The 13,818-nt window shown below is 72.4% G+C and carries 14 protein-coding genes and 1 riboswitch; of the genes, 3 read left to right on the forward strand and 11 right to left on the reverse strand.

What is annotated here, in order from left to right:
- Nucleotides 1-15: 15 nt before the first annotated feature.
- From ACFQVC_RS25790 to ribD, 10 genes are all read right to left on the reverse strand, one after another.
- Entirely contained in the window at nucleotides 16-1,110 is a 1,095-nt protein-coding gene (locus tag ACFQVC_RS25790) for a hemolysin family protein (RefSeq protein ID WP_381834865.1), read from the reverse strand.
- Nucleotides 1,107-2,453 (reverse strand): hemolysin family protein, encoded by a 1,347-nt coding sequence (locus tag ACFQVC_RS25795; RefSeq protein ID WP_381834867.1) that lies wholly within the window; start codon nucleotides 2,451-2,453, stop codon nucleotides 1,107-1,109. The genes ACFQVC_RS25790 and ACFQVC_RS25795 overlap by 4 nt, the downstream gene beginning before the upstream one ends.
- Nucleotides 2,454-2,791: 338 nt before the next feature.
- Entirely contained in the window at nucleotides 2,792-3,229 is a 438-nt protein-coding gene (locus tag ACFQVC_RS25800; protein ID WP_381834869.1) for a PH domain-containing protein, read from the reverse strand.
- A 19-nt stretch (nucleotides 3,230-3,248) separates the two neighbouring features.
- Entirely contained in the window at nucleotides 3,249-4,097 is an 849-nt protein-coding gene (hisG, locus tag ACFQVC_RS25805) for an ATP phosphoribosyltransferase (RefSeq protein ID WP_381834871.1), read from the reverse strand.
- Nucleotides 4,098-4,151: 54 nt separating this feature from the next.
- A complete protein-coding gene (locus ACFQVC_RS25810; RefSeq protein ID WP_381834873.1) occupies nucleotides 4,152-4,424 on the reverse strand; it encodes a phosphoribosyl-ATP diphosphatase in 273 nt (90 codons plus the stop codon).
- Between the two features lie 35 nt (nucleotides 4,425-4,459).
- Nucleotides 4,460-4,945, reverse strand: a complete 486-nt coding sequence (ribH, locus tag ACFQVC_RS25815) for a 6,7-dimethyl-8-ribityllumazine synthase (protein WP_381834875.1) — start codon at nucleotides 4,943-4,945, stop codon at nucleotides 4,460-4,462.
- 98 nt (nucleotides 4,946-5,043) lie between these two features.
- Nucleotides 5,044-6,348: a bifunctional 3,4-dihydroxy-2-butanone-4-phosphate synthase/GTP cyclohydrolase II gene (locus tag ACFQVC_RS25820; RefSeq protein WP_381834877.1), complete on the reverse strand. Its 1,305-nt coding sequence runs from the start codon at nucleotides 6,346-6,348 to the stop codon at nucleotides 5,044-5,046.
- A complete protein-coding gene (locus tag ACFQVC_RS25825) occupies nucleotides 6,345-6,995 on the reverse strand; it encodes a nicotinamide mononucleotide transporter family protein (RefSeq protein WP_381834879.1) in 651 nt (216 codons plus the stop codon). Before ACFQVC_RS25825 ends, ACFQVC_RS25820 begins: the two co-directional genes overlap by 4 nt.
- On the reverse strand, nucleotides 6,992-7,603 hold the full coding sequence (locus tag ACFQVC_RS25830; protein WP_381834881.1) for a riboflavin synthase: 612 nt from the start codon (nucleotides 7,601-7,603) through the stop codon (nucleotides 6,992-6,994). Before ACFQVC_RS25830 ends, ACFQVC_RS25825 begins: the two co-directional genes overlap by 4 nt.
- Nucleotides 7,604-7,605: 2 nt before the next feature.
- The gene (ribD, locus tag ACFQVC_RS25835; RefSeq protein WP_381834883.1) at nucleotides 7,606-8,718 is read right to left on the reverse strand and encodes a bifunctional diaminohydroxyphosphoribosylaminopyrimidine deaminase/5-amino-6-(5-phosphoribosylamino)uracil reductase RibD; all 1,113 of its coding nucleotides are present in this window, start codon (nucleotides 8,716-8,718) and stop codon (nucleotides 7,606-7,608) included.
- 148 nt (nucleotides 8,719-8,866) lie between these two features.
- A riboswitch (FMN riboswitch) is annotated at nucleotides 8,867-8,997 on the reverse strand.
- A 145-nt stretch (nucleotides 8,998-9,142) separates the two neighbouring features.
- On the opposite strand from ribD, the gene ACFQVC_RS25840 reads away from it, so the two are divergent.
- On the forward strand, nucleotides 9,143-10,036 hold the full coding sequence (locus ACFQVC_RS25840) for an RNA polymerase sigma-70 factor (RefSeq protein ID WP_381834885.1): 894 nt from the start codon (nucleotides 9,143-9,145) through the stop codon (nucleotides 10,034-10,036).
- A gap of 107 nt (nucleotides 10,037-10,143) precedes the next feature.
- Nucleotides 10,144-10,890 (forward strand): SDR family oxidoreductase, encoded by a 747-nt coding sequence (locus tag ACFQVC_RS25845; RefSeq protein WP_381834887.1) that lies wholly within the window; start codon nucleotides 10,144-10,146, stop codon nucleotides 10,888-10,890.
- 226 nt (nucleotides 10,891-11,116) lie between these two features.
- Here the strand turns inward: ACFQVC_RS25845 and ACFQVC_RS25850 are convergent, their stop codons facing one another.
- On the reverse strand, nucleotides 11,117-12,370 hold the full coding sequence (locus ACFQVC_RS25850; protein ID WP_381834889.1) for an ROK family transcriptional regulator: 1,254 nt from the start codon (nucleotides 12,368-12,370) through the stop codon (nucleotides 11,117-11,119).
- Nucleotides 12,371-12,524: 154 nt separating this feature from the next.
- Between ACFQVC_RS25850 and ACFQVC_RS25855 the strand changes: the two genes are divergently transcribed.
- On the forward strand, nucleotides 12,525-13,787 hold the full coding sequence (locus ACFQVC_RS25855) for an MFS transporter (RefSeq protein WP_381834891.1): 1,263 nt from the start codon (nucleotides 12,525-12,527) through the stop codon (nucleotides 13,785-13,787).
- The last annotated feature ends 31 nt before the right edge of the window (nucleotides 13,788-13,818 follow it).

Here is a 13,818-nt window from a genome sequence, read left to right on the forward strand (position 1 = left end):
CGGGCCGGTGTTCCGTCAGCGGGCCATCGCCTCCGCGGGCGCCGCGGCCGTCGCCGCCGACCTCGGCTCCGACACCCGGGCCACCGGCAGGTCCCGGTGCGTGGGGTCGCGGACCTCGCCCACCAGGAGTTCGAGCACGTCCTCCATGGTCACCAGACCGAGCACACGCCCGGACGCGTCGGCCACCTGGGCCAGGTGCGTGGCGGCGCGGCGCATGACCGTCAGGGCGTCGTCCAGGGGCAGTTCGGCGCGCAGGGTGGTCATGGGCCGCCACACCTGCTGCGGCACCGCACGCTCCGGGTCCTCCACGTCGAGAACGTCCTTGACGTGCAGATACCCCATGAAGGCACCGCCTTCCGCGCACACCGGAAAGCGCGAGTATCCGGTGCGCACCGTCAGCTCCTCGATCCGCCGCGCGGTGACCGAGGGGTCGACGGTGACCAGCGAGGCACGCGGCAGGAGCACATCCGTGACGGGGCGCGAGCCCAGTTCGAGGGCGTCCTCGAGGCGCTCCTGCTCCTCGGGGCCGAGCAGCCCCGCCTGGCCCGAGTCCTCGACCAGACGCCCCAGTTGGACGCTGGTGAAGACCGCCTCCACCTCGTCCTTGGGGTCGACGCGGAACAGCCGCAGGACGAGCCGCGAGCACGCGCCGAGCGCCGCCGTCACCGGGCGGCACAGCCGGGCGAAGGCGACGAGACCGGGGCTGAGCCACAGGGCCGTCTTCTCCGGTGCCGCCATCGCCAGGTTCTTCGGCACCATCTCGCCGATGACGAGGTGCAGAAACACGACGACGGCGAGAGCGATGACATAGCCGAGGGGATGGATCAGGCCCTCCGGGACGTGCGCCGCGTGGAAGACCGGCTCCAGGAGGTGCGCCACGGTCGGCTCGGCCACCGCGCCGAGCGTCAACGAGCAGATGGTGATGCCGAACTGGGCGGCCGCCATCATCTGCGGCAGATGCTCGAGGCCGTACAGGACCTGCCGGGCGCGCTTGGTCGTCAGCGGCTCGATCTGGCTGCGGCGCACGGACACCAGGGCGAACTCCGCCCCGACGAAGAAGCCGTTGCCGAGCACGAGCAGCAGCGCGAACAACAGCTGCAGCGCACTCATCGGACCGCCTCCATGGACAACACGGCCGGTGCCGTGGCCTCGGCCGTGCGCACCAGGCGGACCCGCTCCGCGCGGTAGTGGTCGACCGCGCGCACCGACAGGCGCCAGCCCGGGAGTTCGGCGCGGTCGCCGGGGGCCGGGATCCGGCCGAGCAGATCCGCCACGAGTCCGGCGACGGTCTCGTACGGCCCCTCGGGCACATCGAGGCCTATCCGCTGCAGGGTGTCGACCCGGCAGCTGCCGTCCGCGTCCCAGGCGGGCCGGCCGTCCTCGGCCGGGGCGGCGGCGAGTTCGGGCAGGTCATGGGCGTCGTGCTCGTCGCGGACCTCGCCGACGAGCTCCTCGATGATGTCTTCCAGCGTGACGACACCCGCGGTGCCGCCGTACTCGTCGACGACCACGGCCATCGGCTGCTCGCTGCGCAGCCGGGCCAGGAGCGGCTGCACGGGCAGCGTCTCGGGGACGAGCAGCGGGGGCACCGCGATCCGGCCCACCGGTGTGCGGTGGCGTTCCGAGGTGCGTACGGCCAGGGCGTCCTTGAGGTGGACGACGCCGATGATCTCGTCGATCCGCTCGCGGTACACGGGAAAGCGGGAGAGCCCCGTGGCGCGGGTGAGGTTGACGACATCGGCGGCGGTCGTGGCCGACTGCAGCGCGCTGACCTTCACACGCGGCGTCATGACGTGCTGTGCCGTCAGCTCGCCGAGCGAGAGGGTGCGCACGAACAGATCGGCGGTGTCCGCCTCCAGGGCACCGGCCTGGGCCGAGTGCCGGGCCAGGGAGACCAGTTCGCCGGGGGTGCGGGCCGAGGCCAGCTCGTCGGCGGGCTCGACGCCGAGGACGCGCACCAGACGGTTGGCGACGGCGTTGAGCCCGGCGATGACCGGCCGGAAGAGGCGCGCGAACAGATGCTGCGGGCCGGCCACGAAACGCGCGACCTGCAGGGGCCGTGACACCGCCCAGTTCTTCGGCACGAGTTCACCGATCACCATCTGCACGCCGGAGGCGAGCAGCATGCCGATCAGGACCGAGACACCCGGTACGGCGCCGTCCGGCAGGCCGGCCGCGGTGAGCGGTCCGGCGAGCAGATGCGCGAGGGCCGGCTCGGCGAGCATGCCCACCACGAGTGACGTGATGGTGATGCCGAGCTGGGTGCCGGAGAGCTGGAAGGACAGCTCGCGCAGGGAGGTCACGACGCGGCGGGCCCGCCGGTCGCCCCCGGCCGCGGCCCGCTCGGCGTCGGCGCGCTCCACGGTGACGAGGCCGAACTCGGCCGCCACGAAGAATCCGTTGGCGAGGATCAGGAGAAAGGCCGCCGCGAGAAGCAGCAAAGGGATGGTCATGCCGCCGCCTCCGGTGAGGGGGCGGCGCAGGTACTACCGGACGATCCGTCCATTGCCGGAGTAAGTCACTCCTCGGGTCGTAGGAGGCCCCGCCGGCCGGGCAAGGCCGGGGGTCTTCGGTGCGGGGCGGGGCGCGCTGAGGTCGCCACCGGCACCAGAGTAATCAAGAGGACCGCTCTTGGGGCAGGTGCGGCGGGGCCCTGGTCCGGTCGGGTGAGGCCGGGGTCAGGTCCCGAGTCCGGTTCGGTTAGTGCGCCCCAAAGGGGCGCGAGGAACTGCGCGACCAGCCACGACGCACCCGCAGGTGGTGGTGGCGCACCGGACCTACCGCGGAGCGCTCACCCGCCCGTTCCCCGCGATTCCGCGAGGGCGCGCAGCGTACGGGCGTCGCTGATGGCCTTCTGCCTGGCGATGCCCGGCTGGATGCCGAGGGCGGGCAGGCTGGTGCCGTCGCTGAGGTCGAGGAAGACCCAGGGGTCGCCGGGGCGCAGATTGACCCGGAGGATCTCCGCCCAGGCGAGCCTGCGCCGGGTGGCGAGATTGACGACGGTGACCCCGGACTCGTCGGCGACCACCTTGGGGCGGCTGAGCAGGACGAGCACCCCGAAGAGGAGGGCGCCGGTGAGGATGAAGCTGGCGCGCTCCCCCGGGCCGATCTTCGGCAGGATCAGCGCGATCACCGTGAGGACGGCGAACATCACGGCGCCGACGGTCAGCAGGACCGCCCGGGTCCGGTTCGGCCGGAAGGTGACGGGCAGGGCGGGAAGGTCCGACATGGTGTGCGGGTCCCCCGGCTCAGAGGCGGCAGGCGTGGATGGCCGTGGTCAGGATGGCCCGCGCGCCCAGGGCGTACAGGTCGTCCATGATCCGCTGGGCGTCCTTGGCGGGCACCATCGCGCGTACGGCGACCCAGCCCTCGTTGTGCAGCGGGGACACGGTCGGCGACTCCAGGCCCGGGGTGAGGGCGACGGCCTTCTCGAGGTGCTCGGCACGGCAGTCGTAATCCATCATCACGTACGTCCTGGCGACCAGGACGCCCTGCAGACGGCGCAGGAACTGCTGCACCTTCGGGTCGTCGCCGTCGGCGCCGGTGCGGCGGATCACGACCGCCTCGGACTTCATGATCGGCTCGCCGAAGACCTCGAGGCCCGCGTTCCGCAGCGACGTACCGGTCTCCACGACATCGGCGATGACCTGCGCGACACCCAGCTCGATGGCCGTCTCGACGGCGCCGTCGAGGTGCACGACGGAGGCGTCGATGCCACGGTCCTCGAGGTGCTTGGCGACGATGCCTTCGTACGACGTGGCGATGGTCCGGTCCGCGAGGTCCTCGATGGACGTGGCCGTGCCGGGCCGTCCCGCGAAGCGGAAGGTGGAGCGGCCGAAGCCGAGCGGCAGGATCTCCTCGGCGTCGGCGCCGGAGTCGACCAGGAGGTCACGCCCGGTGATGCCGATGTCGAGCTTGCCGGAGGAGACGTAGATCGCGATGTCCCGGGGACGCAGGTAGAAGAACTCCACCTCGTTGTCCGGGTCGACGAGGACGAGCTCCTTGGACTCCTTGCGCTGCTGGTAGCCGGCCTCATGGAGCATCGCCGACGCAGGTCCTGACAGTGAACCCTTGTTGGGGACGGCGATGCGCAGCATGAGGTCGGCTTCCTTTACGTGTGGGAGTACGGCAGGGGGTGGAGCGGATGCGGATCAGAGGTTGGCGTAGACGTCGTCGAGGGAGATGCCGCGGGCGACCATCATCACCTGTACGTGGTACAGGAGCTGGGAGATCTCCTCAGCGGTGGCTTCCTTGCCCTCGTACTCGGCCGCCATCCAGACTTCGGCGGCTTCTTCGACGACCTTCTTGCCGATCGCATGAACACCCTTGTCCACCAGCTCGGCGGTGCGGGAGGTGGCGGGGTCGGCGTTGGCGGCCTTGTGCTGGAGCTCGGTGAAGAGCTCCTCGAAAGTCTTCTTGGACATGGTGGTGCTCACTCTACGCGGGTGACGGGTGCTGCTCAGCGCCAGGGCTCGGAGACGGTGCGCAGGGTGGTGGCGGTGGCGACGGCGGCGGTGACGGCCTCGTGGCCCTTGTCCTCGCTGGAACCCTCGATTCCGGCGCGGTCCAGGGCCTGCTCCTCGGTGTCGCAGGTCAGAACGCCGAAGCCGACGGGGACTCCGGTGTCGACGGAGACCTGGGTGAGGCCGTTGGTGACGCCCTGGCACACGTAGTCGAAGTGCGGGGTGCCGCCGCGGATGACGACGCCGAGGGCGACGACCGCGTCGTAGCCGCGGCCCGCGAGGACCTTGGCGACCACGGGCAGCTCGAAGCTGCCGGGCACGCGCAGGACGGTCGGCTCGTCGATGCCCAGTTCGTGCAGGGCGCGCAGGGCGCCGTCGACCAGACCGTCCATGACCTTCTCGTGCCACTGCGCCGCGATCACCGCGACCCGGAGGTCGCTGCAGTTCTCCACGCTCAGTACGGGTGCGCCCTTGCCGCTCACGTTGCTCCTAGGGGTGTGCTCAGTGCTCTGTGATCTGTGTTCTGGTGCTGCTGGTGTGCTGCTGTGCCGGTTCCTGGTACTGCTTGCCGCTGCTACTGCTACTGCGCGTCGAGCCAGGGCAGTTCGTGTCCCATCCGGTCTCGCTTGGTGCGCAGATACCGGAGATTGTGCTCGCCCGCCTGCACGGGCATGGGCTCACGACTTGTGACTTTCAGGCCGTGGGCGGTGAGCGCCTCGCTCTTGTCGGGGTTGTTGGTCATCAGACGCAGGCTGCGGACGCCGAGGTCGGCGAGGATCTGCGCGCCCGCGGCGTAGTCCCGGGCGTCGGCGGGCAGGCCCAGCTCCAGATTGGCGTCGAGCGTGTCGCGGCCGCGCTCCTGCAGGGCGTACGCACGCAGCTTGGAGAGCAGTCCGATGCCGCGGCCCTCGTGACCGCGGAGATAGACCACGACGCCGCGGCCCTCGGCGCTGATGCGCTCCATGGACGCCTCCAGCTGCGGGCCGCAGTCGCAGCGCAGCGAGTGGAAGACATCTCCGGTCAGGCACTCGGAGTGGACCCGCACGAGGAGGTCGTCGCCGTCGCCGATCTCGCCCTGCACGAGGGCGACATGCTCGACGCCGTCGACCGCGGAACGATAGCCGTACGCCGTGAACTCGCCGTGGGCCGTGGGCAGTTGGACCTTGGCCTCACGGCGCACCGTGGGCTCGGAGGTACGGCGGTAGGCGACCAGGTCCTCGATGGAGATGATCGTCAGGCCGTGCTTGCGGGCGAACGGGATCAGCTCGGGGAGCCGCAGCATCCGGCCGTCCTCGCCGGCGATCTCGACGATGGCGCCCGCCGGGCGCAGGCCCGCGAGCCGGGCGAGGTCGACGGCGGCCTCGGTGTGGCCGTTACGGACGAGGACGCCGCCGGGCCGGGCGCGCAGCGGGAAGATATGTCCGGGCCGGACGAAATCGGCCGGGCCCGCCTTGCCGCCCGCGAGCAGCTGCAGCGTGGTGGCGCGGTCGGCGGCGGAGATACCGGTGCTCACACCGTGGGCGGGGGTGGCGTCCACGGAGACCGTGAAGGCGGTCCGCATCATCTCCGTGTTGTTCTCGACCATCTGCGGCAGTTCGAGCCGGTCGAGCTCGTCGCCCTCCATGGGCGCGCAGATCAGGCCGCGGCACTCGCTCATCATGAAGGCGACGATCTCGGGCGTCGCCTTCTCCGCGGCGATGACGAGGTCGCCTTCGTTCTCGCGGTTCTCGTCGTCGACCACGACGACCGGGCGGCCGGCCGCGATATCGGCGACGGCCTGCTCGATCGGGTCGAGCGCGAGGTCCTCGGCGTTGTCGAGCGAGTACCAAGGGGGTCCCCCCTGCTCGAGCGAAGCCGAGAGCTTGGGGGAGGGTGCTGTGGTCATGCCGGAGCTCCTTCCAGGGCGGGCGCCGCCGCACGGGAGCGCAGCCACCAGTCGCGCATCCCCCACAGGACGAGGGCGAGGTAGATGACGTAGACGAGGCCGGAGAAGGCCAGGCCGCTGTTGAAGGCGAGGGGCACGCCGACGAGGTCGACGAGGAGCCAGGCGAACCAGAACTCCACCAGGCCACGGGCCTGGGCGACCATCGCGACCAGGGTGCCGACGAAGATGTACGCGTCGGCCCACGGGCTCCACGAGAGGGACGGGAAGGCGGCGAAGAGGCTGCCCACCACGAGGGTGCCGGCCGCCGCGGCGGCGACAAGGGCGCCGCGCTCCTTCCAGGAGGCGAACCGTACGGCGATGGAGCCGTCCTGGGCCTGCTGCCGGCCCCGGCCCCACTGCCGCCAGCCCCACACGGCGACACCGATCACGAGAAGCTGCTTGCCGACGCCGCCGGACAGGTGCGCGGAGGCGTAGGCGGCGACGAGGATGACGCCGGACAGGAACTGGGCGGGCCAGGTCCATATGGAGCGCCGCCAGCCCAGGGCGAGGGCGGCGAGCCCGACGCTGTTGCCGATCATGTCGGACCAGATGACGTGCTGCCCGAAGGCGGTGAACGCCTCGGAGTTCAGCCAGGACACGGCGCTCACTTGGCGGCTCCCTCGACACCCTGGGCGCCCAGGAGGCGCTCGACGTACTTGGCGATGACGTCCACTTCGAGGTTGACCGGGTCGCCGGGCTGTTTCAGGCCGAGGGTGGTCAGCGCGAGCGTGGTGGGGATCAGGCTGATGGTGAAGTAGTCGGGCCCTGCCTCGACGACGGTGAGGCTGACGCCGTCGACGGTGATGGAGCCCTTCTCCACGACGTAGCGGGCGAGTCCGTCCGGGAGCGAGACCTTGACGATCTCCCAGTTCTCGGACGGCCGGCGCTCGACGACCGTGCCGACCCCGTCGACGTGACCCTGCACGATGTGGCCGCCGAGCCGGGCGCCGACCGCGGTGGGCCGCTCCAGGTTGACGCGGGAGCCGGTGGTGAGCGCGCCCAGGCTGGAGCGGTTCAGCGTCTCGGCCATCACGTCGGCGGTGAACTCGTCGCCCTCGTGGTCGACCACGGTCAGACAGACGCCGTTCACGGCGATCGAGTCGCCGTGCTTGGCGCCCTCGGTGACGACGGGGCCGCGCAGACGGAAGCGGGAGGCATCGTCGAGCTTCTCGACGGCGGTGACCTCACCCAGCTCTTCGACGATTCCGGTGAACACTCTCAACGCTCCTTGTGGGCACGGGTGGTGGGGACGGCGGTGATCCGCAGATCGGGGCCGATGCGCTCGGTTTCGGTCACATCGAGCCGCAACGCGTCGGCGATCGTGGTGATTCCGGCGTCGGCGAGCGCGGTGGGACCCGCGCCGAGCAGTACGGGAGCGAGATAGCCGATCACGCGGTCGACGGCGCCCGCGGCGACGAAGGCCCCGGCGAGGGTCGGGCCGCCTTCGAGGAGTACGGAGCGGACGTCGCGTTCGTACAGGGCGGCGAGCAGCGCGGGGATGTCGATGCCCCGGCCGTCCGCGGCGCGCGGCAGGCCCCAGGGCTCGCCCGCCGGCAGCTCCGCGAGCCGGTCGGGCTCCAGGTCGTCCGCCACCACGACCACCGTCTCGGCCGTGTCGTCGGCGACCCGCGCTCCGGGCCTGACCGCGCGGGCTTCGGTGTCCACGACCACCCGCAGCGGCTGGACGGCGCCTTCGACACCGCGCACGGCGAGATGCGGGTCGTCGGCACGCTGGGTGCCGGAGCCCACGACGACCGCGTCCGACTCGGCGCGCAGCCGGTGGACATCGGCCCGGGACTCGGGCGAGCTGATCCAGCGGCTGGTGCGGTCGGCGGCGGCGATCCGGCCGTCGAGCGTGGCCGCGTACTTCCAAGTGACGTACGGGCGCCCGTACTTGACGGAGTGCAGCCAGGCGGCGTTACCCGCGCGCGCCGCGTCCTCCAGGAGTCCCGCCTCGACGTCGACGCCGGCCTCGCGCAGTGTCCGCGCGCCGCCGGTGGCGTCCGGGTTGGGGTCGCCCACCGCGTAGACGACCCGGCTGATGCCGGCGGCGATGAGCGCCTGGGAGCACGGGCCGGTGCGGCCGGTGTGGTCGCAGGGTTCCAGGGTGACGACGGCGGTGCCGCCACGGGCCCGGCCGGCGGCGGCGCGCAGGGCGTGCGCCTCGGCGTGCGGGGTGCCGGCGCCCTGGTGGTAGCCCTCGCCCGCGATCTCACCGGAGGCGTCGAGGATGACGCAGCCGACGACGGGGTTGGGGCTTGTGGCGCCGAGGGCGCGGGCGGCGAGCACGACGGCGCGACGCATGGCGTCTGCTTCGGCTGCGGTGGCCACCGGGTCCTCCTGCCTCATAGGGCACGGACTCCGGGGCCTGTCGATGACGACAGAGATCACGGGCATACGGCGCCGGGGACGCCGGACGGCGGTGCGTCCTGGAAAAAGGACGGACCGACGGCGCGGCATACACGGATGTGCCTGCCCGCCGCGCACTGCCTCCCATCCGGACTTTCACCGTCGGTCCAGGAATTTCACCTGGTCAACCGGCCACTGGAGGTGACCGGGTCGCGGACTGTAACCGCCGGTTCGGAATTACACCGACCCCGGAGTGCGCTGCTTCTGGTACATGGCCAGTGTGCCACGCCTGATCGTCGCCCATGCGGGCGAAGCCTGTGGGCTGGCTCACAGGCGCCCGCCATGGACTTCTTACGACGACGGCTCCCCCGACGGTGCGCGCGGGCCGCTCTGGCAGGCTGTGGCCGTGACGACGCCTGCGCCCGCCGAGGAATTCCAGCAGTACCGCCCGCGCCTCTTCGGCCTCGCCTACCGAATGCTCGGCTCGGCCGACGAAGCAGAGGACATGCTTCAGGACGCGTATCTGCGCTGGTCGGGGGCGCGGCGCGAGGACATCGAGCAGCCCGGGGCCTGGCTGGCCAAGGTCGTCACCAACCTCTGCCTGAACCGGCTGACTTCGGCCCGCGCGCAGCGTGAGCGGTATCCGGGACCCTGGCTGCCGGAGCCGGTGGTGACGGAGGGCGGGGCGCTGGGGCCGCTGGAGTCCGCCGAACAGCTGGACACCGTCTCGACCGCGCTTCTGGTGCTGCTCGAGCGGCTCACCCCGGCGGAGCGCGCGGTGTACGTGCTGCGGGAGGCGTTCGCGTACGGCCATCGCGAGATCGCCGCGGTGCTCGATCTGAGCGAGGCCAACTGCCGGCAGCTGTACCGCAGGGCGACGCAGCGGGTGGCCGCGCCCACGCCGCGTTTCACACCGCGGCCCGAGCAGCGGCGGAGCCTGGTCGAGTCGTTTGTCGCGGCGGCCCGCGAGGGTGATGTGGCGGGCCTGGAGAGACTGCTCGCCGACGACGTGACCTGGTGGAGCGACGGCGGCGGCAAGATCACCGCGGCCCGCAGGCCGATCATGGGGCGCGAGAAGGTGCTGCGGTTCCTGCGCGGCGCGCTCGACGGCTACGCCGCGGGCATCACGCTGTCCGTCGCCGAGGTCAACGGTGCGCCTGCGCTGCTCGCACACCAGGGTGACGCGCTGGCCGCGGTCGTCTCCTTCGAGGCCGGCGGCGACGGCGCCATCAGCGAGCTGCGGGCCGTGGTGAACCCCGGGAAACTGGGCTTCGTACAGCGGCAGCTGGCGGCGCTCTGAGCACTCCGGGTCCCGGCTGTCACATTTCCGGGTGCCCGCCGGTTCTCAGCGGCGACGGACGGTCCGCACGGGAGCGTCCGGACGCACGCGGAAAGGACCGAACCACGATGACGACGATCCTGGTGACCGGAGGCACGGGCACCCTCGGACGGCTCGTGACGGAGCGGGTGCGCGCCGCGGGCCACGAGGCGCGTGTCCTCAGCCGCCGCTCCGAGAGCCACCCGGTGGACCTGACCACCGGCGCCGGACTCGACCGCGCCATGGCGGGCGTGGACACCGTCGTGCACTGCGCGAGTTCACCCAAGGGCGGTGACGAGGACGCGGCCCGGCATCTCATCGAGGCCGCGCGCGGGGCCGGGGTGCGGCATGTCGTCTACATCTCGATCGTGGGCGTCGACCGGGTGCCGCTCGGTTACTACAAGTCGAAGCTGCGGGTCGAGCGGCTCCTCGAAGGGTCCGGGCTCGGGGTGACGGTGCTGCGGACGACGCAGTTCCACGATCTGGCGCTCGACATCGCGCGGACGCTGGCGAAGCCGCCGGTGGTCCCCGCGCCGTCGGGAGTACGGATCCAGCCGGTGTCGGCGGCCGAAGTCGCAGAGCGGCTCGTGGAGTTGGCGCTCGGCGAGCCCGCCGGTGCCGTGCCGGACATGGGCGGGCCCGAGGTGTTCACGATGCGCGAGCTCGCCCGCGCGTATCTGCGCGCGAGCGGGAAGCGGCGCCCGGTCGTGAACGTACGCCTCGCGGGCAGGACGTACGCCCGGCTGCGGCAGGGCGGCAACCTCACTCCCGAACCGGCCGCGGGCAAGAGGACGTTCGAGGAGTTTTTGCAGGAACGGGTGGGTGCGGGGCACTGAGCCTGGCGGGGCGGGGCACTGAGGCTCGGGGGCACGGGGCACGGGGCACGGGGCACTGAGGCCCGGGGCACGGGGCACTGAGGCCCCGGGCACTGAGGCCCGGGGCACTGAGGCCCGGGGCACTGAGGCCCGGGGCACTGAGGCCCGGGGCCACTGAGGCCCGGGGCACGGGGCACTGAGGCCCGGGGGCGGAGCTCGCTGCGCGGGGCGACCGGGCCGGGCAGGCTCAGCCGGGCCCGGCGAACAGCTCGTCCTGTGCCGCGTCCCGCGCCGTGAACAGCGCGCCCCGCAACACCGCCGCACCGCCCAGGTCGCCCGCCCTCACCTCGGTGGCGAGCGGGGAAAGGGCGGTGAGGCGCCGCTCGACCCGCGCGGCGAGCGCGGCGCCCCCGGCCTGCCCGGTCTCACCGCCGAGTACGACACAGCCGGGGTCGAGAACGGCGGTGACGGAGGCGGCGCCGAGGGCGATCCGGTCGGCGAGGGCGTCCAGGAAACGAGCCGCCGCGACGGGATCCGCGGGCCCGCCCGCCGGGGCACCGCCCTCCCCCGCCACTGCCGAGCCCGCACCCGGCGCCTGGCCCACCGCCGCCGCGCTCGCCGCCACCACGGCCGCCGCAGCGGGCTCCGAAGGGGCGGCCTGCGGGATCAACAGGCCGTGTTCGGCGGCCAGTTCACAGATGGCCGCCGAGCAGGCGAGCGCGTGGAAGCCGCCGCCGCAGTCCGTGGCCGACGGCAGTCCGCCGGTGCCGGGCACCGGCAGGAAGCCGATCTCGCCCGCGCCGCCGGACGCACCGCGGCGCAGCTTTCCGTCGAGTACCACCGCGGCGCCGACACCGTGGCCGAGCCACAGATACGCGAAGGTGTCCCGGTCCTGGGCGGCGCCTGCGCGCAGTTCGGCGACGGCGGCGAGATTGGTCTCGTTCTCCACCAGGACGGCGGCCGGCTGCTCCTTCTGCAGAGCGGCGACGAGACGCCGGTGCCAGGCGGGCAGGCCGGTGGAGTCCCGCAGTTCACCGGTGCCGGGGTCGATCAGGCCCGGAGCGCCGACGCCCACGCTGTGCAGCCGGCCGGCGCCGGCCTCGCGCGCCGTGGACTCCAGGAGCGCCACGGCCTGTTCGACGGCGGGTTCGGTGCCGAGGGCCGGGTCGATGGGCAGCGCTCCCTCGGCGAGCACCGCGCCGAGCAGATCGGCGACGACGACGGCGACCCCCTGGGTGCGTACGTCGAGGGCGGCCAGGTGGGCACGGTCGGCGACGATCCCGTACACACGCGCGTTGGGGCCGCGGCGCTGCTCGCCCGCCTCGCCCACGACGGCGATCAGCCCCGCGCCCTGCAGCCGTTCCACCAGATCGGCGACCGAGGGCCGGGACAGGCCTGTGTGCTCCTTGAGCTGTCCCGCCGTCAGCGGGCCCCGCTGCTGCAGGAGGCGCAGGGCGAGCCGGTCGTTGATGGCCCTGGCGGTACGGGGCGATGCGGGCATGCCGGGATCCTTCCAGACGTCACGGCGCGCAGCTCGGGAAAAGGGCTCGCGCTGCCCCGTATTTATCAGGCAGGGTTCCTGATAGTTTACCGCCGCAGCATGGGGTACGTAGCCGGGGGACGCAGCCGGTACGCAGTCACGGGGAAGGCCGCACATGAGTGAACCCGACTTCGCCACACGGCAGTTGAAGCGCGCGCGGTACGCCGTGGCCGCCGTCTTCTGCGTTCACGGATCGGTCACCGGCTCCTTCGCGACCCGGGTGCCCTGGATCCAGGAGCACGCGGACGTGAGCGCGGGACAGCTGGGCATGGCGCTCGCCTTCCCGGCCATCGGCGCCTCGGTCGCCATGCCGCTCGCCGGGGCCATCAGCCATCGCTACGGGGCGCGCACCGCGCTGCGCGGACTCCTCGCCCTGTGGACGCTCTCGCTGATCCTGCCCGCGCTCGCTCCGAACCTGGTCACCCTGTGCGCGGCGCTCTTCGTGTACGGCGCCACGGCCGGGATGTCCGATGTCGCCATGAACGCGCTCGGCGTGGAGGTGGAGAACCGCCTCGGCCGCTCCATCATGTCCGGCCTGCACGGCATGTGGAGCATGGGCGCCCTGCTGGGTTCGGCGGCGGGCACCCTCGCCGCTCACCTGGGTGCCGACGCCCGCCTTCACCACACCCTCGCGGCGCTCACCCTCACCGCGCTCGGCCTGGTCTTCTGTCAGGGCGTCCTCGATCTGCGCAGCACGCCCGGCGAAGAGCCGCCGCCGCGGTTCGCGCTGCCGCCGAAGTCGGCCCTCCTGATCGGACTCGTCGGTTTCTGCGCGGTGTTCGCGGAAGGCGCGAGCCTCGACTGGTCGGCGGTCTATCTGCGCGACGAGCTGCAGACATCGGCCGGACTCGCGGCCGCGAGCACCACGGCCTTCGCCCTGACCATGGCGGCGGCGCGGATCGCGGGCGACCGGATCGTCGACCGGTTCGGCGCGGTGCGTACCGTACGGGTGGGCGGGGTCGTCGCGACGCTCGGCGGCATCCTGGTCGTGACCTCCTCGCACCCGGCGCAGGCCATGGCCGGCTTCGGCTGCATGGGCCTCGGTATCGCGGTCGTGGTGCCCCTCGCCTTCGCGGCGGCGGGGCGCAGCGGCTCCAACCCGAGCCTGGCCATCGCGGGCGTCGCGACCATCACGTACACCTCGGGCCTCATCGCCCCCTCCGCGATCGGCGCCATCGCCGACACGACCTCGCTCGTGACGTCCTTCGGCCTGGTGACGGCCCTGGCCTTCGGACTGATCGTGTTCGCGGGGGTCCTCGGGAAGAAGCGGGAGGACGGGGTGAAGGCCAGGGGCGAGACGGCCGGGGCCCGGGCGGCGACAGCGAGCCCGTCCGGGGACACCACCGGGGGCACCCCCAGCGAGGGCAGGGGAATGTAGCCGGGGAGATCGAGGACGGGCCCGCGGGGCG

The sequence above is a fragment of the Streptomyces monticola genome (assembly GCF_042665355.1).
In the GTDB taxonomy this organism is placed as follows: Bacteria; Actinomycetota; Actinomycetes; order Streptomycetales; family Streptomycetaceae; genus Streptomyces; species Streptomyces monticola.

What these genes read in the sequence shown, in the direction of transcription:
- ACFQVC_RS25820 (WP_381834877.1), bottom strand. Translation starts at nt 6,348, where the DNA reads ATGACCACAGCACCCTCCCCCAAGCTCTCGGCTTCGCTCGAGCAGGGG.
- ACFQVC_RS25800 (WP_381834869.1), bottom strand. Translation starts at nt 3,229, where the DNA reads ATGTCGGACCTTCCCGCCCTGCCCGTCACCTTCCGGCCGAACCGGACC.
- ACFQVC_RS25810 (WP_381834873.1), bottom strand. Translation starts at nt 4,424, where the DNA reads ATGTCCAAGAAGACTTTCGAGGAGCTCTTCACCGAGCTCCAGCACAAG.
- ACFQVC_RS25855 (WP_381834891.1), top strand. Translation starts at nt 12,525, where the DNA reads ATGAGTGAACCCGACTTCGCCACACGGCAGTTGAAGCGCGCGCGGTAC.
- ACFQVC_RS25850 (WP_381834889.1), bottom strand. Translation starts at nt 12,370, where the DNA reads ATGCCCGCATCGCCCCGTACCGCCAGGGCCATCAACGACCGGCTCGCC.
- ACFQVC_RS25795 (WP_381834867.1), bottom strand. Translation starts at nt 2,453, where the DNA reads ATGACCATCCCTTTGCTGCTTCTCGCGGCGGCCTTTCTCCTGATCCTC.
- ACFQVC_RS25845 (WP_381834887.1), top strand. Translation starts at nt 10,144, where the DNA reads ATGACGACGATCCTGGTGACCGGAGGCACGGGCACCCTCGGACGGCTC.
- ACFQVC_RS25790 (WP_381834865.1), bottom strand. Translation starts at nt 1,110, where the DNA reads ATGAGTGCGCTGCAGCTGTTGTTCGCGCTGCTGCTCGTGCTCGGCAAC.
- hisG (WP_381834871.1), bottom strand. Translation starts at nt 4,097, where the DNA reads ATGCTGCGCATCGCCGTCCCCAACAAGGGTTCACTGTCAGGACCTGCG.